This window comes from Brevundimonas variabilis (assembly GCF_014199945.1).
GTDB lineage: Bacteria > Pseudomonadota > Alphaproteobacteria > Caulobacterales > Caulobacteraceae > Brevundimonas > Brevundimonas variabilis.
In genome coordinates, this window is sequence record NZ_JACHOR010000001.1 from 79551 (window position 1) to 98562 (window position 19012).

Sequence of the window (19012 nt, forward strand, 5' to 3'; positions counted from 1 at the left end):
CCGCAGTCAGCGACCCGGCCGCTCCCAGCCATAGGTGACCCAGGTGTTGCCGACCTTGCGGGCCTCGATCACGTCGCCGTCGCGCTGTGCCTTGACCGAGACCGTCCCGCGAGCCCGCATGGCCAGACCCGCAAAGAACACCAGAACGCCGGCAAACAGGGCGATGAACGCCACAGCCGCTGCCGTGAACACGGCCAGGACGGCACCGACGGTCAGCGCCACGGCCGTCGCAATCATCCCGCCAAGCCACATGAGGGGTGCGAGCAGGCCCTGTGGCCGGCGACCCTGATGGCCGATAGGGGCGAAGCGGTCGTTGGTCATCGATCATCCTTCAAGGCGTCCATGACGAACGCACAATGTCCAATGTCGGTCCATAAGCATGAACCGTCAATGTACGGCAGCGTCACAGGGGCGTGATGGCCCTTATCGCAGGGGCTGGTCGGCCAGGACCGTCGCGCCCTGTCCGCGCATCCGCTCGGCCTGCACCTGGCGCATGACGGACTGGGCCTGCGGATCGCTCATGACGCCGCCGACCATGACCAGGGCCCGCGCGGCCTCGCTGGAAACCCCGAAGATATCCGACAGGGCCTCGAACGGGTTCTGCGGCGCAGGATAGCGCTTGAAGCGCACGCTGGTATCGGCAGGGATCTCGGCGAGGGCCTTGGCCTTGTTCACGGCCTCGTTCAGCCCGCCCAGCTGGTCGACCAGCCCCAGTCCCCTTGCCTGGGCCCCGGTCCAGACACGCCCACGCGCGATCTCGCGGACCCGCTCGACCGGCAGCTTGCGGCCCCGGGCGACACGGGTGACGAACTCCTCGTAGGTCTGGTCCATCGATGCCGCAAAGGTCGCCCGCTGTTCCGGCGTAAAGGGCTCGACGGGCGAATAGGCATTGGCGAACTCCCCGCCCACCGAGATCTCGCGCATGTCGACCCCGAACCTGCCCAGCGCATCCGACAGGACGAATTTCCCGCCGAACACGCCGATCGAACCGGTGATGGTCGACGGCTGGGCCACGATCCAGTCCGCTTCCGAACTGATCCAGTAACCGCCCGAGGCTGCATAATCGCCCATCGACACCACGACCGGCTTGCCCGCAGCCTTGGCTGCCCGCACGGCCGCCAGGATCTGCTCCGAAGCTGTCGGGGACCCGCCCGGCGAGGAGACGCGGAACACGATGGCCTTAACGCCATCGTCCTCGATGGCATCATAAAGGGCTTCGGCCGTCGCATCGGACGCGATGGCAGCCCCTGAACCGAAGCCCGTGTCCCCGGCTCCGGTCAGGATAGCGCCCTCCCCGCCGACGATGGCGATGGCGCCGCTGCCGGAGCCGTTCCGCTCTCCCTTGGTCGAGGCATAGTCGCTGAACGACACGATCTCGGCGTTGTCGCCTGCCAGTCGCTTCGCCTCGGCTTCGGCCTGTTCGACCTCGCCGATCTTGTCGATCAGCTTCAGCGAGAGGGCCTGCTGGGCCGAATAGGGCCCCGCCTCCAGCGTCGTCTTCAGCACTGCGGGCTGGATCCGTCGATCGCGTGCGATGTTTCCGACGGCACTGTCGTGCACCGAAAGCATCCACGCCGTCGCCGCCTCACGGTGGGCGGCCGTATAGTCGCTCTGGGTGTACTGGTTGACGGCGTTCTTGAACTCGTAGCGCTGCTCGAACTCGGGATCGACGCCGAAGCGTTCGAAGGCGCGGCCCAGGAACAGCGTCTCGCTGGACAGGCCCGTCGCCTCGAACCGTGCCGTCCCCTGCATCCAGAGTTCGCTGGCCGCCCCGCCGACCATATAGGTCGAGATGACCGCACCGACCGGGTTCAGGCCCTGGGAATGCGCGATCACACGCTTGTTGAAAGTCTTGAATCTCTGGACCGCCTGGCGGATCTCGTCGGCTGCGGCGGGTGTCATGCCGCCCTCCGGCAGGCGCAGCAGCAGCACCTTGACCGCATCGTCCTCCTGCGCCTGAGCCAGGGTGTCGACGATCTGGATGGTGGACAGGCCCGAGCCGCCGAACGACGCGAACGGATTGCTCGGCGTCTGGTCGGTGAGGCCCGCGCGCAGGTCCAGTTCCAGCACCGTATTGGACGGTGTCACCGGCTTGGACCCGACGGATGCCGCGACGATCATGATCAGCACAAAGGGGATCACGACGAAGAACAGCATCAGGCCGGCAAAGACCCCGGCCACGGTGATGAAGAACTGTTTCATGATCCCGCCCTACAAGGCGCGGCAAGCCTCGGTCAAATGAAGGCCCTGTAAGGGACGTTCGGCCGCAACCTCGTCCGAGCTTTCGCAGCTGCAGCAATACGATTGAAGGCTGCGACAGAAATCCCTATATCAGCGCCCTGCGAGCGGGGGCCGATTGCCCCGCGTGTGTTTAAGGACCGGGCTCATGCTGGTCACCCTGATGAAGGCCAAGCTTCACCGCGCCACGGTGACCCAGGCCGATCTGGACTATGAAGGCTCGATCGCGATTGACGGTGATCTGCTGGATGCAGCCGGAATTTTTCCGCACGAACAGGTGGATGTGCTGAACATTACCAACGGCGCTCGCTTCACGACCTACGCCATCGAGGCTCCGCGCGGCTCGAAGGTCATTGGCGTGAACGGCGCTGCCGCTCGGCTGGTGCAGAAGAATGACAAGGTCATCGTCGTGACCTACGGCCAGCTCCCGCAGGAGGAAGCCCGGCAGTGGTCGCCTACCGTCGTGCTGCTGGACGAGGGCAACGCGGTCAAGAAGGCCGCCTAGGCCCGTTATCACGTTCGACCATCACGCCTTGTAACAACCGCACTCGCCTTTCTCGGCGACGCGCGTTAGTCAGTACGCAATCGCGAGCGGGACCACCCGCCGCACTGCCTTCAAGACCAACTGGCTTTCTCAGGACGAATACATGACGCAGTGGGTGTACGGCTTCGGCGGAGGGTCCGCCGACGGCGACGCGTCGATGAAGAATCTTCTCGGGGGCAAGGGCGCGAACCTTGCCGAGATGTCGTCTCTGGGTCTCCCGGTGCCGCCCGGCTTCACCGTCACGACAGATGCCTGCGTCCACTACTATTCGAACGGCCAGCAATACCCCGACGGTCTGCGCGATCAGGTCGCCGCCGGTCTGGCCCGGGTCGAGGGCGTGGTCGGCAAGACGTTCGGTGATCCCTCCAACCCCCTGCTGGTCAGCGTCCGCTCCGGGGCTCGCGCCTCCATGCCGGGCATGATGGACACGGTGCTGAACCTCGGCCTCAACGATCAGACGGTCGAGGGCCTGGCAACACTGTCGGGGGACCGTCGCTTTGCCTTCGACAGCTACCGCCGCTTCATCACCATGTATTCCAGCGTCGTCCTGGGCCTGTCCCACGACGATTTCGAGGAGGTCCTGGACGATCACAAGGATCGTCTGGGCGTCACCGTCGACACCGACCTGGCCGCCGCGGACTGGGAAAAGGTCGTCGTCGAATACAAGGCCGTGGTCGAGCGCGAGCTGGGCACGCCCTTCCCCCAGGACCCTCACGAACAGCTGTGGGGCGCCATGTCGGCGGTCTTTGCCAGCTGGATGAACGACCGGGCCAAATTCTATCGCCGCATGCACGACATCCCCGAAAGCTGGGGCACGGCGGTCAATGTCCAGTCGATGGTCTTCGGCAACATGGGCGAGACCTCGGCCACGGGCGTGGCCTTCACCCGCAACCCCTCGACCGGCGAAGCCCGCCTGTATGGCGAGTTCCTGATCAATGCCCAGGGCGAGGACGTCGTCGCCGGCATCCGCACGCCGCAGTCCCTGACCCGCGCCGGGCGCGAGGAGATGGGCGAAACCGCGCCGTCGATGGAAGAGGCGATGCCGGTGGTGTTCGCCCAGTTCGTCGACGTGGTCGGCAAGCTCGAGACCCACTATTGCGACATGCAGGACATCGAGTTCACGGTCGAACAGGACCGGCTCTGGATGCTGCAGACCCGCAACGGCAAGCGCACCGCCAAGTCCGCGTTGAAGATCGCCGTCGATCTCGCCGCCGAAGGCGTGATCTCCCAGGAAGAAGCCATCAGCCGCGTGGAGCCCTCTGCGCTGGACCAGCTGCTGCATCCCACCCTCGACCCGTCGGCGACGCGGAGTGTCGTCGCTGCCGGCCTGCCCGCCTCGCCCGGTGCCGCTACCGGCAAGATCTGTTTCGACGCCGATGAGGCCGAGCGCCTGAATCAGCTGGGTGATGCGGTCATCCTGGTGCGCGAGGAGACCTCGCCCGAGGATATCCACGGCATGCATGCAGCACGCGGCATCGTCACCGCGCGCGGCGGCATGACCAGCCACGCCGCCGTCGTGGCGCGTGGCATGGGCCGCCCCTGCGTGTCCGGAGCCGGCGAGATCCATATCTCCGAAAAAGCCCAGACCTTCACCGCCCGCGGCCGGACCTTCAAAGCCGGGGAAATCATCACCATCGACGGGTCGAAGGGCGAGGTTCTGGACGGAGCCGTGGCCATGATCGAGCCCGAGCTGACTGGCGACTTCCAGACCCTGATGGCATGGGCCGATGCCGTGCGCCGGCTCAAGGTCCGCGCCAATGCCGAGACCCCGCTGGACGCCCGCACCGCCCGCGGGTTCGGGGCCGAAGGCATCGGCCTGTGCCGCACCGAACACATGTTCTTCGACGAGGCCCGCATCGCCGCCGTGCGCGAGATGATCCTGGCCGACGACGAGGCCGGTCGCCGCGCGGCGCTGGCCAAGATCGCCCCGTTCCAGAAGTCGGACTTCGTCGAACTGTTCACCATCATGGCCGGCCTGCCGGTGACGGTGCGCCTGCTCGACCCGCCGCTGCACGAGTTCATCCCGCACGACGAGGCCGACATCGACGCCCTGGCCGCGACCTCGGGTCTGGATGCCGAAAAGCTGAAGCGTCGGGCCAAGGAACTGCACGAGACCAACCCGATGCTCGGACACCGCGGCTGCCGCCTTGGCGTCGCCTATCCCGAGATCTACGAGATGCAGGTCCGTGCCATCATCGAGGCCGCCCTGCAGGTCAAGAAGACTGCCGCTGAGGCCCCCATCCCCGAGATCATGCACCCGCTGGTCGCCATGGGTCTGGAGATGAAATATCTCCGCGAACTCACCGATCGGACGGCCGAGGCCGTCTTCGCAGAAGCCGGCGACCGGGTCGACTATCTGGTCGGCACCATGATCGAACTGCCCCGCGCCGCCCTGCGCGCCGGGGACTTGGCCGAGCATGCCGAGTTCTTCAGCTTCGGCACCAACGACCTGACCCAGACCACCTTCGGCATCTCGCGCGATGACTCCGGTCGCTTCCTCCAGGCCTATATGGACAAGGGCATCTTCGAGACGGACCCCTTCGTCCGCCTCGATCAGGAAGGCGTGGGCGACCTGATCCGCATCGCCGCCGAACGGGGCGGCGCCGTGCGTCCCGAGATGAAGATGGGCATTTGCGGCGAGCATGGGGGCGACCCTGCGTCGATCGCCTTCTGCGAAACCGTCGGCCTGGACTACGTCAGCTGCTCGCCCTACCGCGTTCCCATCGCACGCCTGGCCGCAGCCCAGGCGGCTCTGGTCTCGCGTGGCGGCGCGGCCCGCGAGAAGGATCGCTAAACTGTCATAAAGTCGCCCGACTTGGGCTAACGCCGTCTGTGCCTGTAAGTGCACAGTTGCGGCCATGTATTCGCATGGCCTTGGAACGGCCTCATGGCCTGCCCATTTGAACGCTGCTGGATGGGGCCGGTGACTGATCCAGTCACCGCATCTAGGAGTATAAGAAACAATGCGTAATATTCTTTTGACGACCGCTGCTCTTGCTTTGCTGGCAGCGCCCGCGATGGCGCAATCGGTGCAGTCACCGACCTACTACGGCACGCTGGGCTACAGCCAGCTGGACGCCTCCGACGGCGACCTCGGCGCCATCACGGGCCGGGCCGGTGCCAGGCTGCATCCCAATTTTGGTGCCGAGGGTGAAGTCTCGGTCGGCGTGCGCGACGACGAATTCGACTTCGGCGGCGTGCCGGTGAAGATCGAGCACGAGTATGACGTCGCGGCCTATGCCGTCGGCTATCTTCCGGTGACGGAGCAGTTCGAACTGTTCGGCCGCGTCGGCTATGGCACGACCCAGATCAAGGCCTCGGCCGCAGGCGTATCCGACACCGAAGATGGCGAAAGCGTCAACTACGGCGCGGGTGCCAACTACTTCTTCGACGCACAGAACGGCGTGCGCGGGGACTGGACGCGTCGCGACTTCACCGATGACAACGGTGGCGAAGTGGACGTCTATTCGGTGAACTACGTCCGTCGCTTCTAGGACGTCTGACCTGGAGGCGGGGCCGCTCGGCGGTCCCGCCTACCGGATACGAAAACGGCGCGCTCCGCGAGGAGCGCGCCGTTTTTCCGTTCCGGATCGGATGGGGATCAGGCCGCGCCGGGAGCCAGCGCCCAGCGCATCGAACCTTCGCCGAATGGCCGGAAAAAGAGGTCGCGATAGCGTTCGAACACCTCGACGATCCGCGCCGCCAGATCGCCGGCAACGCTTTCACCCCGTTGGCGCTTCAGTGCCGCCACGCAATCGACGACGACAGCCTGATGCGCCGAACCGCCCATGCTCTTCAGCACGGCCGCCACGTCCTGCGCCAACTGTTCCAGAGGATCGTTTTTACGAACCGACCAGGGATTACGGGTCTGAGCCATGCCATCGCTCACTGTTCTTGACGGCCAAAGCCTCGCAAAACTGAGGCCTTGGCGCAACCCTCGAAGTGAAATCAGTGTTCGAGACTAAATCGTGGAACCAAACACAGTGTTAACAAAACAACGCGATGTCGGAGGCGTCATGGCATCGCTTCCTCACATCGGGCCGTCAGGCACGCTTCCTCACGAAGACCGTTCCGGCAGAATAGCCTGCACCAAAGCTGCAGATCAGCCCTGTATCCCCTGCACCCAGGCCCTGCTGGTGCAGATGAAAGGCAATGATCGATCCGGCCGATGAAGTGTTGGCATAGTCGTCCAGAATGATGACATTCTCTTCCGGCGACGGGTCGCGGCCCAGAACCTTGCGGCCGATCATGGCATTCATGTTGATATTGGCCTGGTGGAGCCAAAGCCGCTTGAGGCCGGTCGCTTCCAGCCCAAGGTCACCGGCATGATCGACAATCATGTCCGACACCATCGGCACCACGTCCTTGAACACCTTGCGGCCCTGCTGGACGAACAGCTTGTCAGCCGCCCCGATCCCGTCGGGCGCCGCATTGTTCAGGAAGCCGAAATTGTTGCGGATATTGTTCGAGAACACCGTCTTCAGCCGCGTCCCGAGCACATCCCAGCCCCCCGGCCCGGCGGTGTCCGAGGACTCGACGATTACGGCCGTGGCGACATCGCCAAAGATGAAATGGCTGTCGCGGTCCTTGAAGTTCAGGTGCGCCGAGCAGACCTCGGGGTTGACCATCAGCACGGCCTTGACCGAGCCACCGGTGACGAAGTCCGCCGCCGTCTTGATCCCGAAGGTTGCCGACGAACAGGCGACGTTCATGTCGAACGCAAAGCCCTCGATCCCAAGCGCCTGCTGCACCTCGATGGCCAGCGCCGGATAGGGCCGCGGCATGTTCGAAGCGGCACACAGGACCGCGCCGATCTCCGAGACGTCCTTGCCCCAGGCGGCGATGGCCTGACGGGCGGCGGCCACCGCCATCTCGGCCATGGTCGACAGGTCGTCGTTGCTGCGCTCGGGGATGTTCGGGGCCATCCGGGCGGGGTCGAGGATCCCGGCCTTGTCCAGGACGAACCGGCTCTTGATGCCCGAGGCCTTCTCGATGAACTCGACCGACGACGGCGTCAGGGCGGCGACATCGCCCTCGGCGATCTGCCCCGCGTGATCGGCGTTCCACTGCTCGGCCCAGGCATTGTAGGCCTCCACCAGCTCGGCGTTGGAGATCGACTGATCGGGAGTGAACAGTCCGGTGGCAGCAATGACGGCGTGGGGCACGAAGAGGTCCGTTTCGACTGGGGACGAACCTAATAGGCCGGTGGAGGCGTCCGGTCGAGACTGGCCATCATGCCTCGCCACCATCTGTTGATCCGGCCGCGCGGCGCGGCGGGCAAGGGCGTGTCCCGCGCCGCGATCAGCGCCTCGACCAGGTCCTCGGCCTCGCAGGGCCAGCCGTTCGGCATGACATAGATCGGATAGTCAATCAGCGCCCCGTGGACCACGGCATCCAGGCTGGCGGGACGCGTGCGCCGCTCGAACGGGCCGGTCCGGTCGTCGGTCAGCCCCCATCCGGCATAGAAGGGCCGGCCATAGGTCGTGACCGCCTTGCCCCGCATCAGGGCCTCGAACCCCGACAGCGACGTCAGGGTCGCCAGCCGGTCGCAGGCATTCAGGCAGTCGATGATGTCCAGGTCGTCGGCGACCGCATCGACCGCCTGCATTGCCCCCGCATCCAGCCGTCCCGGCCGGTTGCCGGCCATCACGTCCGGATGGTTGCGATAGATCAGGAAGGCGTCCGGAAAGTCCCGCCGCGCCGCCTCGACCAGCCCCGAGTTGGTGCGGATGTCGGTGCAGCCCAGGGCGATCGACTTGTCGTTCTCGACCTGTCCGACGACCAGCAGTCGCTCGCGATCGGTCGGCCAGCCTGCGGGGGGCTGGCCTTTCAGATTATATTTCGACAGCCCGGCCTCGACTATCCGCGACCGCAGCCGCCCGGCCCGCGCCAGCGCCTCGGGGGCCAGCTTGGACGTCCCGATCAGGGTCTCCAGCCGGCTCGGCCGGGTCGCGTCATAATAGACCCCCTGATCATCCAGCGCGACCGACAGGGCCCCGAAGAAGTCCGAGCCGAGCCCCCGCGACCGGATAAAGCCGTCCTCCATCCGCACGGTGGGGCCATGGAAATCCGCCGCCGCCACCCGGATCGGCTCGCTCTCCTTGCCGGCCCACCAGATCAGTCGCCCGCCCTTTTCGGCGGCTGCACGGGCGGCGTTCCTGGCAAACCAGAAATACCGCACCTCGCCTTTCGGGCTGTTCAGCAATCGCCGGATCGGGGGCCGCTTGGCGGGTGCAAATCCGGCCGCCCCCCAGAAGCCGCCCAGCCGCTCCGACCGGTCGCGCAGATGCACCAGCCGCTCCAGCGCCGCCTCGGCGTCGCAGGCCTGGCCCGTCACCGGATCGACATAGCGGCTGTAGGCGATCAGGGCGGCACCAGCGACCTGTTCGATCGACCGCGCCTGCCCCCGGCGCTCGACCGCCACCGCATCGGTGGTCAGCCCCCAGCCGGCATAGAAGGGGGCTCCGAAACACCGCACCGGCAGCCCGCGCAACAGGGCTTCGAACCCAAGGGCACTGGTCACCACATAGACCGCATCGACCACCGCCAGCAGATCGGCAGGCCGCACATCGGTGTCGATCAGGGTCACGCCCGCCAGGTCGGTGATACAGCCCTGCTTTCGCCCCGCGGCCACCGCCGGATGGCGCTTGACGATCAGTTGCGCCTCCGGCTCGTCCCGCCGCGCCGCCGCGATCATGGCGTCGAAGCTCTGTTCTATCGCCAGCCCATGCCGGATCGAGGCATCGCCGTGGGTCTGGTCCACGATCAGCACCCGCCGCCCGGGCTTCAGCACCGACGCATCCAGCGGCCCGCCCATATTCGTCTTGGACAGCCCCGTCGCCACGATCCGGTCGATCAGACGCCGCGCCTGCCCGGTCATCGCCGCATCGCACCAGTCCGGCGCCGTCGCGATCCACTGCTCCAGCCGCGAGGGCCGGGTCGCGTCGTAATAGATGCCCAGGTCGTCGACCACGACGCTCAGCGAAGTCGCCCCCGCCTCCCCCAGACCCACCGACCTCAGGAAGCCGTCCTCGAGCGCGATATACGGTTTGCCGTGACGGGCCGCCCACCGCCGCCCTGTCGCCGCCGTGGGCTTGAGCCCCCAGCCGATCACGGCCTCGACCTCTGATCCCGGCAGCGCGCGCAGATCATGTTCGGGAAGAAAGGCCGCCAGATGGGGCACCTTCAGGACCCCCGGCGCACAGACCCACGACACCGTCCGGGTCACGGCAGTCCCTGTTCGAGCGCATATCGCGCCAGCAGAGCCCTTGCCGCTTCCAGATGCAGCCGCTCGACCATGGCCCCGTTCAGCCGGATCGCCCCGCGTCCCTCGGCATCCGGATGGGCAAAGGCCCGGACGATGTCCTCGGCCTGACGGGCCGCATCTTCGGTGATGCCGAAGACGGCGTTTGCCACCTCGATCTGGGAGGGATGGATCAGGCTCTTGCCGTCAAACCCGTACAGCCGCCCCTGACGGCACTCGGCCCCCAGCCCGACACGATCGTCGATCCGGTTGTAGACCCCGTCCAGCGCCAGCAGCCCACAGGTCCGCGCCACCGCCACCGTCGCCGCCAGCCAGGGCTTCAGCGGCTCGCGATCGTCCGACGGCCCGGTCCCCAGCCCCGTCGCCAGGTCGTTGACCCCCAGCATCAGCCCCTTCAGTGGCCCACCGGCCCCGGCAATGGCCTCCATCCGGATCACGGCTGCCGGCGTTTCGATCATGGCCCAAAGCTCGGTCGCGCCGCGCATCCGGGCGGCGATCGCATGGACGGTAGCGGCGCCCTCGACCTTCGGCGCAACGATCAGGGAGACCCCGCTGTCGCCCAGGGCCGCCAGGTCTGCCGCCCCCCACTCGGTGTCCAGTGCATTGATCCGCACGCCCAGCCGGGGCCCGAACCCGCCCTCGCGCACAGCGGTCACGGCTGCGGCGCGCGCCGAGGCCTTGAGTTCCGGCGCGACGGCGTCCTCCAGATCCAGAACCGCCACATCGCAATCCAGTCCGCGCGCCTTCTCGATCGCCCGGGCATTGGACGCGGGCAGATACAGGACACTGCGGACAGGCCGGCTCACGCCGCCGAAACCCCGCTCGCGAACACCCGACCCAGCAGGCGCTCCAGCGCCTCCGCATCCACGGCATCGAAGGCGGCGGGCGTCGTGGCATCGACATCGAAGACAGCGATCAGATCTCCGGCGCTGTCCAGCACGGGCACCACGATCTCGCTGGCCGACCGGCCGTCGCAGGCGATATGGCCGGGAAAGGCATGGACGTCCTCGACGACCTGGGTCTGCCGCGTCGCCGCCGCTGTCCCGCAGACGCCGCGTCCGAACGGGATACGAAGACAGCCAAGGGTCCCCTGATAGGGCCCGACGACGAGCTCATCGCCCCTTGATGCATCGACGACATAGAAGCCGGTCCAGAAATAGGCCTCGAACGCATCGGCCAGCATCGATGCCACCGTGGCCATCCGCGCGACCCGGTCTGGCTCTCCATCCAGCACGGCCAGGATCTCGGCCTCGACCTCGGCATAGGCCGCAGCCTTGTCGGTCGGACGGTCGGGGCGGGGAACGTAGGCCATGGCGATTTCCGTATGCGGTGCCGCGATATAGGCGCGATCCGGGCGATCCGCCAACGCTCGCTGCGGCGATTCAGCAACAGTTTCAGGTCTGATTGGCAACGGCTGCGCATCCTTTGCCGCCTTGCCACGTAGTTGCTGTTCGTCGCGTCCGTAAGCGTACTTAACCGGAAAGAACCACCATGAAAACACGTACCTATCTGGCCCTGACCGTGGCCGCAGCCGTCCTTGGCGGTGCCGGTGCCGCGTCGGCACAGGACTGGCAAGGCTTCTATGCCGGCGGCTTCGCCGGCTACTCCAAGATCCAGGGCCAGGATGACGAGCGCGTCCTGTTCGACACCAATCTGGATGGCAATTTCGACGATACGGTCCGCGCGATGAACGCCACGACCGGTCCGGACGCCTTCTCCCCCGGTTTCTGCGACGGCTCGCCCAACGCGAACAACGCCGGCGCCGGCTGTTCGGACGACAAGGATGACGGTGGCGAGCTGGGTGGCCGCGTCGGCTACGACTTCCAGGCCGGCAATTTCGTGATCGGTGCCCTGGCCGAGTTCGGCCGTCCCGAAGGCGAAGACAGCGTCAGCGCCTTCAGCACCACCCCGGCCAACTACAGCTTCGAGCAGCAGCTCGACTACCTGGCCGCAGCCCGTGTGCGCCTCGGCTATGCCGTGGGCCGCTTCCTGCCCTACGTCACCGGCGGCTATGCCAGCGGCAACGTCAGCTCGACCTTCTCGAGCAGCAACACGGCCAACAGCTTCGATCCGATGAAGCGCGACGACACGGCCGAAGGCTTCCAGGTCGGCGGCGGCATCGAGACCAAGGTCGCGTCCAACATCAGCGTGGGTCTGGAATACATCTACACCGACCTGGACGTCGATGCGCACATCGTGCGCACGGGCCCGGGCACGGCACCCGCGACCAACCCCTTCCTGCTGCGCAACCCGCTCGGCACGGACCAGCGCCGCTCGGGCGACAGCCTGGAACTGCATTCGTTCCGCCTGACCGCCGCCCTGCGCTTCTAGAAACCGGCATCCGTTCCGACGGAAACAGGGGCCCCGGCGCACGTCGCCGGGGCCCTTATTGCTGAAGTCGTGTGTCGCTCCCGAGGAGGCGCAATCGCGGATGAAGGTCGGCCTCCACAACGACCGTATCGATCACGCCGCCGAACCCGCCGCTGCCCGCTCCCGAGGACTGCCGACGACACGGTGGAAAAGGCCGGCGGTCATTCGACCGTTGAGCGGATACGCTGAGTGTCCGCCACGGGTGGCAGGCGGACACGCCTCAAATGCAAATCTCTTAGGTCAGCAGCCACACAAAAGGAGAGCGGCGGGCTTGCGGGCATACACGCAGCGATGGCATGCGTATTATCCTATACACGGAGCCTCTGATACGATGCGCAACCTCATGATCGGTGCCACGGCTCTCCTATGCTGTGGCGGTGCGACTGCAGAGCGGGACGTTAGGCAGTGTTCCTCTTCAATCGACGGATACAACAACACCGTTAGCGGTGTTCGCTCGCAGTTGGTCGTCTTCAGCGCTTGCCTAAATGAAAGCCAAGGCAAGGATGATTGCACGTCAGAGTTTCGCAGCCTTCGGCGAGCGCAGTCCGATTTGGTGTTGGCGGTCTCAAACATTGAAGCTAACTGCGGAAAGCGCCTTTGATCACCAACGCTCTGGCAATCCAAATATATCTTCGCGATGCCAATGGGGTCCATTGTCCGCTATACCTGTGACGGGGAGCGTTTACGCGTCAATGCGGCCTCTGAAGCGGGTCTTTGATCTGCCCGGGCCTGCGAAGGCGACTTCGCCGGGTGCCCGGAAATCGACCTCAAGGGCGACGGGATCGTGTTAACTGAATGGGCGAGTTGAGCTGCGGCTTGCCGCCTGAAAACGGACATTCCGAACCGCCGCTACGCGTGGGAGCGGACTATAGCCCGCTCGTGGGATGATGCTCGGTTCCGGGCGAAGTGATGGCCACCCACGAATGCATGCCGTGTTCGTAGATCGAATAGGACGGTGCAGGCAGCGCCATTTCGGCTAACAGCCCAAGGGGAATGGCCAGGACCCCGGGCCAGGCATCGATCGCGTAAGCCACGTTCGTCCCGCACGTCGGACAGAACCGGTAGCTGACGCGGCGCCCGCTATCCGCTGTTCTCTCGAAGGTGCGGAAGTCGCCGTCGATCCGTACCGCCTCCGCCGGAAAGCGCGCCTGAGCAGAAAAGGCGCTACCGGTTCTGCGCTGACACGCAGAACAGTGACAGACCGAGACGCGAATGGGCGTGCCGGAACAGTGGGCACTCAGGGCACCACATCGGCATGCGGCTATTGGCAGGTCAGACCTTCCGAGGCCGGAGACCTTTCAGCGAGCAATCCCAGCACATAGGCCTGCACGTCCTCGGGCCAGTCCTGCATGTGTGTGGAGAGTCCAGAGGCATCCGAGCGATAAACCGCCCTCAAGGCCTCCTCATAGCCGGCCATATCTCCGCAAAGCGCCTGCATGAAACGGTAGGCGGCGTCCTGTCGATCGCGCAGTGTCCGTCCCTTCGCGCGGGCCTCGTCCACCAGCCGCCTCAGCGACGCTGACGCACCGCCACTCTGTTGACCGAGCCATTCCCAGTGACGCGGGAGAAGCGTCACTTCTCGCGCCTGAACCCCGAGCTTGGGGCGTCCTACGCCGCGCGGTGCCCCACTTTCGGGCGAGCTGAAGTCGAAGTCGGTAACGCGCCCCGTTTCGTCCGCGAAGATCAGCACGGATCCCTGTTCGCGTGGCGAGAGGCGCAGGACGTATTCCGCGATCCGCTCGCGAGGTCCGCTTGCGACCTGCCGGTGATTCAGAAAGGCCGTAAAAGTCGACATGATGTCCATCTCCGCGACCTCATTACGCCCGGGTAAAATCCATGTCAATCTACCCGGGTAGAATTATCGGCTCCTCGTGCTGAATGGCCTATACGGGCCGCTTCACGAAACCCAGGCACTTCAGATAGCGGAGCGCAACCGTCCCTCCCCGGTCAATTCAGGCTGCTCATGTCGATGACACAGCGGAACCGGGTCTCGCCATTCTCGACCTTCGTGTAGGTCTCGTTGACGTCCTTGATGTCGATCAGTTCGATCTCGGGGGCGATACCGTGCTCGGCGCACAGATCCAGGACTTCCTGGGTGTCCGCCAGGTTGCCGATCAGCGAACCCGCGATCCCCTGGCGGTGACCGGCCATCTGCATGTTGTCGACCCCGTCTAGAACATCCAGGTTGCCCACGACGATCAGCATCCGGTCACGCTTCAGCAGCGTCAGCATCGCCGTGACCTCGTGCTTGTCCGGGATTGTCGAGATGATGAAGTCAAAGCTGGAGGCCAGAGGCGCGAGTGCCGTCTTGTCGGTTTCGATATAGGCCGCGTCGGCACCGATCTTCTTCGCCTCGTCGATCTTCTCCGGTGTGGATGTGAAGACGGTGACCTCGGCCCCCAGGGCCTTGGCGATCTTGACCGCCATGTGGCCCAGCCCGCCGAGCCCCAGGACTCCCACCCTGTCGCCGGCCTTCACGTCCCAGTGCTTCATCGGCGAATAGACGGTGACACCGGCGCACAGGATCGGTGCCGCCGCCTTGATGTCGAGCGTTTCCGGGATGGACAGGCAGAAGTCCTCGGCAACGACCAGCGTGTCGGAATAGCCGCCGAAGGTGTTGTCCCGCCCGTAGGTGTTGACGCCGTCATCGGTCATGGCGGCGGGTTTCATGGGACCGTTGTAGGTGGCCAGCCAGCTGTTGTGGCCCTCGCAATAGTTCTGGTCGCCGCTCTGGCAGGGCTCGCAGGCGCGGCAGGAGTCGATCATGCAGCCAACGCCGACGATGTCGCCTTCCTTGAAGCGTCCGCCGTCCACGGCCTTCACGATCCGGCCCACAACCTCATGGCCAGGCACGCACGGATAGACAGTGTTCTTCCACTCGTTCTTCACCTGATGGATGTCGGAGTGGCAGACGCCCGTATACAGGACCTCGATCTGCACCTCGTTGGCCTTTGGCTCTTCGCGCTCGATCTCCATCCGCTCCAGCTTGGACGCGGCGGACTTGGCACCATAGGCGATGGACGAGATCATGGGACGCTCCTGCAGACTGAGCCCATGAAAGCCCGCCGCCGCCCGGGGGGTTCCGCCTGCCGAGGCCTATTGGGTCATGAGGGACAGGAAACAGGGTCTCGACCCTCGACAGGCAAGGCGACGAAACGAAGAAGATTTTCGTGCCGATGGACCGCCAGGCGCGGGCAGTCCCGTGACGATGAGATCGCCAAGGGCGGCTGCGCGTCAATAACGGACAGGGGTGCCAAGAGATTGCGCCCACCTGCCCTGTCCTTCCAACCCTGCGCAGAACGCCGCGAACGCAGGATTGTCGCAGGGGTGATCCCGTAGCGAACTCGCAACAGGTACCATGCCAGGATTGCAGAATGGTAGCGGTTGAACAATCTGGGATTGGCGGCGGCGGTCCGATCATTCTGTTCGATGCGGAATGCGTCCTCTGTTCTGCAAACGCCCAGTTTGTGCTGAAGAACGACCGGCGAGGCCATTTTCGGCTGGCGTCCATGCAGGGCGAGACAGGAGCTGCGCTCTATCGGCAGCACGGCATGGACCCCAGCGACCCGAGTACGATGCTGGTCGTGGACGGAAACAGGGTCAGACAGGACAGCGATGCGGTCCTGAGTATCTACGAAGCGCTGGGGTTCCCGTGGAAGGCGCTTGTGTTTCTGCGGATCGTGCCCACCCGCCTGCGCGATCCGCTCTATCGATGGGTCGCCCGGAACCGCTATCGGCTGTTCGGCAGGCGCTCGATCTGCTGGGTCGCCCCGTCCGAGTATCGCAACAGGATCCTGTGAGCGTTGCAGGGATCGCGTCTCAAGCGGCCGCCTGAACCCTCTGCTGAACCCAGAGCGCCAGAGTTGGTGAAGGGAGGTGCCTCATCGCCGGGCAGACAGGCGATGAACCCTGGACATGCTGGTTGCGAAAACCACCGACGAGGGCTCTCTGCATCCTTTGCCCGGCCCTGAACGCGATCCCATTAGCCTATCGATAGCGCCTTGCAGCCGCGTCCAGGCGCAGGTTGCCCGCCTCGACGTCGGAGACGGACCCGGGCACCTGCTGCGCCAGGTCCTGGCAGCGGGTCTTCAGGCGCGGGTACAGGTCGCGCAGATGTCGCCGCGCCGCCTGCCGGGTCACACCCGTTCGGTCCATGCTCACACCGACTTCGGCGCGCTCCAGGTCACGCCCGCGCGCATAGGCGCTGGCGCGACGCTGAGACGTCCAGCCCGCCTCGGTCGATCGCCGCACGAAATCGTCGGCAAGGCGGCGCCCCGCCGCGAGATCGACGGCGTAATAGGGCTCGCAGAGCGCGAACAGGGTCGAATACCGCCCGAGGCGTTCACCCTCGGGACTCAGGGCATCCTCCGCGACGGTCGGCGCAGCGTCGCGGTGCGGGGGACAGGTCGGGACGGTGTCGTCCGATCGCCGCAGCCCCCCGACCACGACCTGGATCACGGGCTCGGGCCAGTGTTCATAAGTGACCATGCCGGGAGGGACGGTACATACCGACGTAGCTTCGGGGCCACGGGCCTGTCCACCGACGTACCGCACGACGTACCCGGCGTAGCCCAGGCCCTGGGTCTGGCCATTCTCGACCTTGAGCACCGAACCAATATCCTGCCGCGCATGCAGGCCGAACCTCAGGGTTCCGGCCTCGGCGCCGTTGATCGTCCCCGTCGATCCCTCCGCCGGCGGCAGGACGTCTCCCACCGCGATCCGGTCGACACCCACCAGGTCATAGGTGCCATCGGCGTTCAGTCGCAGGGTGGCACGCTCGCCGGCGGCCACGTTCAGCGTCCCCTGAACGAAACCCGACGTCCGGCCGCGAAACTGCTGCGGCGTCGGCGGATAGGCGACCGGGGCGTCCTGAAGGATCACGGCGGAAACCAGGGCTAGGACAAGCATGGCGCGCTCCGGTTGCAAGATCCTCATCTAGCGCGCGCAAAAGGCCATCGGTCAAGCTGAGCCGCAGAACCATTTTCGGCGGTTCAGTGGGCATCCCAGCCGCGCCGGTTGGGCCGCACCCGGCCTTGGGCAAAGCCGAAAGCGGTGTCTCCGGATTGCCGCCGGGGGTGGGAAGCGGACCTTGAAACAGCCCCGCCATAGCCAGCGGGGCCGCCTGCATCACCTAGTCCGAAACCCCCGGGCTTTGAGGCAACGGCACTGGAAGTCGTGCGACATGAGGACTTTTTCTGAGGCGCTTCCGCTCGGAGCGATTCAAGGAACAACCGAAGGTCTTGGAAGTTCGACACCAGCAAGAACAGTCCTTCTGATCTGTCGCAGGGCGCTTATGTCGGCCGTCGGATCGGCTTCAAGCACCAAAAAATCCGCTTCACAGCCCGGTTCAAAACAGCCGATCCTTCGTTCGGGGAAAAGCACAGGCCCGGTATCGAAGACCATGGTCGCAACGGCGTGTGGCGACAGGCCATTTTCCCGAACAAGATGCTCGGCCTCGGTGAAAATCTGATTGAATCCGTCAGTCCCGATCAGAATTTGCACTCCGGCCTGGCGCAGTAACGCAAGATTTTCCGTCTGGATCTCGACCGTTCGTTGGACTTCATCGCTCAGGCTTGCGTTCGGTTGATCACCACCGTTCGCCAGGGCGTAAGTCGGGATCACCCTCATTCCTGACTGAGCAACCAAGCGCGCGATCTCCGGCGTTAGTCTCACTGCCTCGGGATCGGAGGGTAACCCGCCATAAGCGGGCAGGTGGCCAGCGTAATCCACGCCCGCCTCGGCAGCCACTTTCAAGTCGTGAGCGGTTTCCAGATGAGCGATGACTGGCAAGCCCATCGAATGAGCCTGTTGCACCAGGAATGGCACATTTGCGGGGTTCAGCCCTTTCGCTCCGTAAGCATTCGGGTCGTTCTGCAGGACAGCGTATTGTTCTGACCGGAGCAGGTAGATTTTCACGAAGTCTGCGCCCTGGCGCTTCAGCATCAACAGCGAGCTTTTGATCTCCGCCTCGGTCCGCCCGTAGTGGAAGGCATTGCCGAGGAACCATTCACGGGGTCGTCCGCCATAGATGACGGGTCCCAGCACATCGACATACAACTTTTCTGGATGGCCCCCGGGCTCCGTAATGCCGCCTTGAGCCACCTTCACACGGAACTGACCGGGGCTTCCAAAAAAGCTGCGGGTTCTTTCATCAAGCGTTACGGTGTTGGGGTTCCAGACATAGAAGACCCCGACGTCGGTGTAGCCGCTGGACGATGCCTGCGACGCCTGGGTCACATGCGCGTGTGCGTTGGCATAGGCGGGGGTGACATACTGGCCCCGAAGGGCGACACGCGATGCATCAGGCAGAACAGAGGCGGGGTCTATGAACCGTCCGTCCTGGACGACAAGTGTGCGTTCTTGAAAGCCTGTGCCGGTCCAGACCTGCCCACGCTCATAAACGGTCTGTTGAGGCTGCGCCATGGCAGGGGCAGCGGCCAGAGCAAAAGCTATTGCGACTGTGAATTTCATTCGAGTGTCTGATTTCTGACGTTGGGCGGCCGACCACACAGATGATGCTCAATCCGGCCGCCGATCTGGTCGGGCCAAATGTCGAAACATTGTATGGGATCGGTGCGAACTACGAAGGACTTGGG

17 protein-coding genes are annotated in these 19012 nt (G+C 65.1%); 5 read left to right on the forward strand and 12 right to left on the reverse strand.

Annotated elements, in window-relative coordinates; all coding sequences use genetic code 11:
• Nucleotides 1-6 precede the first annotated feature (6 nt).
• Nucleotides 7-321 (reverse strand): hypothetical protein, encoded by a 315-nt coding sequence (locus tag GGR13_RS00355; protein ID WP_183211482.1) that lies wholly within the window; start codon nt 319-321, stop codon nt 7-9.
• A 102-nt stretch (nt 322-423) separates the two neighbouring features.
• On the reverse strand, nt 424-2202 hold the full coding sequence (sppA, locus tag GGR13_RS00360) for a signal peptide peptidase SppA (RefSeq protein ID WP_183211483.1): 1779 nt from the start codon (nt 2200-2202) through the stop codon (nt 424-426).
• Nucleotides 2203-2386: 184 nt separating this feature from the next.
• On the opposite strand from sppA, the gene panD reads away from it, so the two are divergent.
• From panD to GGR13_RS00375, 3 genes are all read left to right on the forward strand, one after another.
• On the forward strand, nt 2387-2743 hold the full coding sequence (gene panD, locus GGR13_RS00365; protein WP_183211484.1) for an aspartate 1-decarboxylase: 357 nt from the start codon (nt 2387-2389) through the stop codon (nt 2741-2743).
• Between the two features lie 142 nt (nt 2744-2885).
• On the forward strand, nt 2886-5576 hold the full coding sequence (gene ppdK / locus GGR13_RS00370) for a pyruvate, phosphate dikinase (protein ID WP_183211485.1): 2691 nt from the start codon (nt 2886-2888) through the stop codon (nt 5574-5576).
• 169 nt (nt 5577-5745) lie between these two features.
• A complete protein-coding gene (locus GGR13_RS00375; protein WP_183211486.1) occupies nt 5746-6276 on the forward strand; it encodes a porin family protein in 531 nt (176 codons plus the stop codon).
• 107 nt (nt 6277-6383) lie between these two features.
• Here the strand turns inward: GGR13_RS00375 and GGR13_RS00380 are convergent, their stop codons facing one another.
• From GGR13_RS00380 to GGR13_RS00400, 5 genes are all read right to left on the reverse strand, one after another.
• A complete protein-coding gene (locus tag GGR13_RS00380) occupies nt 6384-6659 on the reverse strand; it encodes a hypothetical protein (RefSeq protein WP_183211487.1) in 276 nt (91 codons plus the stop codon).
• Nucleotides 6660-6825: 166 nt separating this feature from the next.
• Nucleotides 6826-7947 (reverse strand): beta-ketoacyl-ACP synthase III, encoded by a 1122-nt coding sequence (locus tag GGR13_RS00385; RefSeq protein WP_183211488.1) that lies wholly within the window; start codon nt 7945-7947, stop codon nt 6826-6828.
• A gap of 29 nt (nt 7948-7976) precedes the next feature.
• Nucleotides 7977-10010: a capsular polysaccharide biosynthesis protein gene (locus GGR13_RS00390; protein ID WP_183211489.1), complete on the reverse strand. Its 2034-nt coding sequence runs from the start codon at nt 10008-10010 to the stop codon at nt 7977-7979.
• Complete coding sequence (locus GGR13_RS00395) at nt 10007-10852, reverse strand: aldolase/citrate lyase family protein (protein ID WP_183211490.1); 846 nt, start codon at nt 10850-10852, stop codon at nt 10007-10009. The genes GGR13_RS00390 and GGR13_RS00395 overlap by 4 nt, the downstream gene beginning before the upstream one ends.
• On the reverse strand, nt 10849-11358 hold the full coding sequence (locus tag GGR13_RS00400; RefSeq protein WP_183211491.1) for a GAF domain-containing protein: 510 nt from the start codon (nt 11356-11358) through the stop codon (nt 10849-10851). Before GGR13_RS00400 ends, GGR13_RS00395 begins: the two co-directional genes overlap by 4 nt.
• Before the next feature lie 179 nt (nt 11359-11537).
• Between GGR13_RS00400 and GGR13_RS00405 the strand changes: the two genes are divergently transcribed.
• Complete coding sequence (locus GGR13_RS00405; RefSeq protein WP_183211492.1) at nt 11538-12377, forward strand: outer membrane protein; 840 nt, start codon at nt 11538-11540, stop codon at nt 12375-12377.
• A gap of 905 nt (nt 12378-13282) precedes the next feature.
• Here GGR13_RS00405 and GGR13_RS16900 read toward each other — a convergent pair.
• The 3 genes from GGR13_RS16900 to GGR13_RS00420 all read right to left on the reverse strand — a co-directional run bounded on the left by GGR13_RS16900 (nt 13283) and on the right by GGR13_RS00420 (nt 15446).
• Nucleotides 13283-13687: a GFA family protein gene (locus GGR13_RS16900; protein WP_183212242.1), complete on the reverse strand. Its 405-nt coding sequence runs from the start codon at nt 13685-13687 to the stop codon at nt 13283-13285.
• Nucleotides 13678-14211, reverse strand: a complete 534-nt coding sequence (locus GGR13_RS00415) for a DUF2239 family protein (RefSeq protein ID WP_183211493.1) — start codon at nt 14209-14211, stop codon at nt 13678-13680. Before GGR13_RS00415 ends, GGR13_RS16900 begins: the two co-directional genes overlap by 10 nt.
• Nucleotides 14212-14363: 152 nt before the next feature.
• The gene (locus GGR13_RS00420; protein WP_183211494.1) at nt 14364-15446 is read right to left on the reverse strand and encodes an NAD(P)-dependent alcohol dehydrogenase; all 1083 of its coding nucleotides are present in this window, start codon (nt 15444-15446) and stop codon (nt 14364-14366) included.
• A gap of 344 nt (nt 15447-15790) precedes the next feature.
• Between GGR13_RS00420 and GGR13_RS00425 the strand changes: the two genes are divergently transcribed.
• A complete protein-coding gene (locus tag GGR13_RS00425) occupies nt 15791-16216 on the forward strand; it encodes a thiol-disulfide oxidoreductase DCC family protein (protein WP_183211495.1) in 426 nt (141 codons plus the stop codon).
• A 187-nt stretch (nt 16217-16403) separates the two neighbouring features.
• Here GGR13_RS00425 and GGR13_RS00430 read toward each other — a convergent pair whose 3' ends face one another.
• Both GGR13_RS00430 and GGR13_RS00435 read right to left on the reverse strand, forming a co-directional pair.
• Complete coding sequence (locus tag GGR13_RS00430) at nt 16404-17324, reverse strand: hypothetical protein (protein ID WP_183211496.1); 921 nt, start codon at nt 17322-17324, stop codon at nt 16404-16406.
• Nucleotides 17325-17636: 312 nt separating this feature from the next.
• Nucleotides 17637-18887, reverse strand: a complete 1251-nt coding sequence (locus GGR13_RS00435; RefSeq protein ID WP_183211497.1) for an amidohydrolase family protein — start codon at nt 18885-18887, stop codon at nt 17637-17639.
• Nucleotides 18888-19012 lie beyond the last annotated feature (125 nt).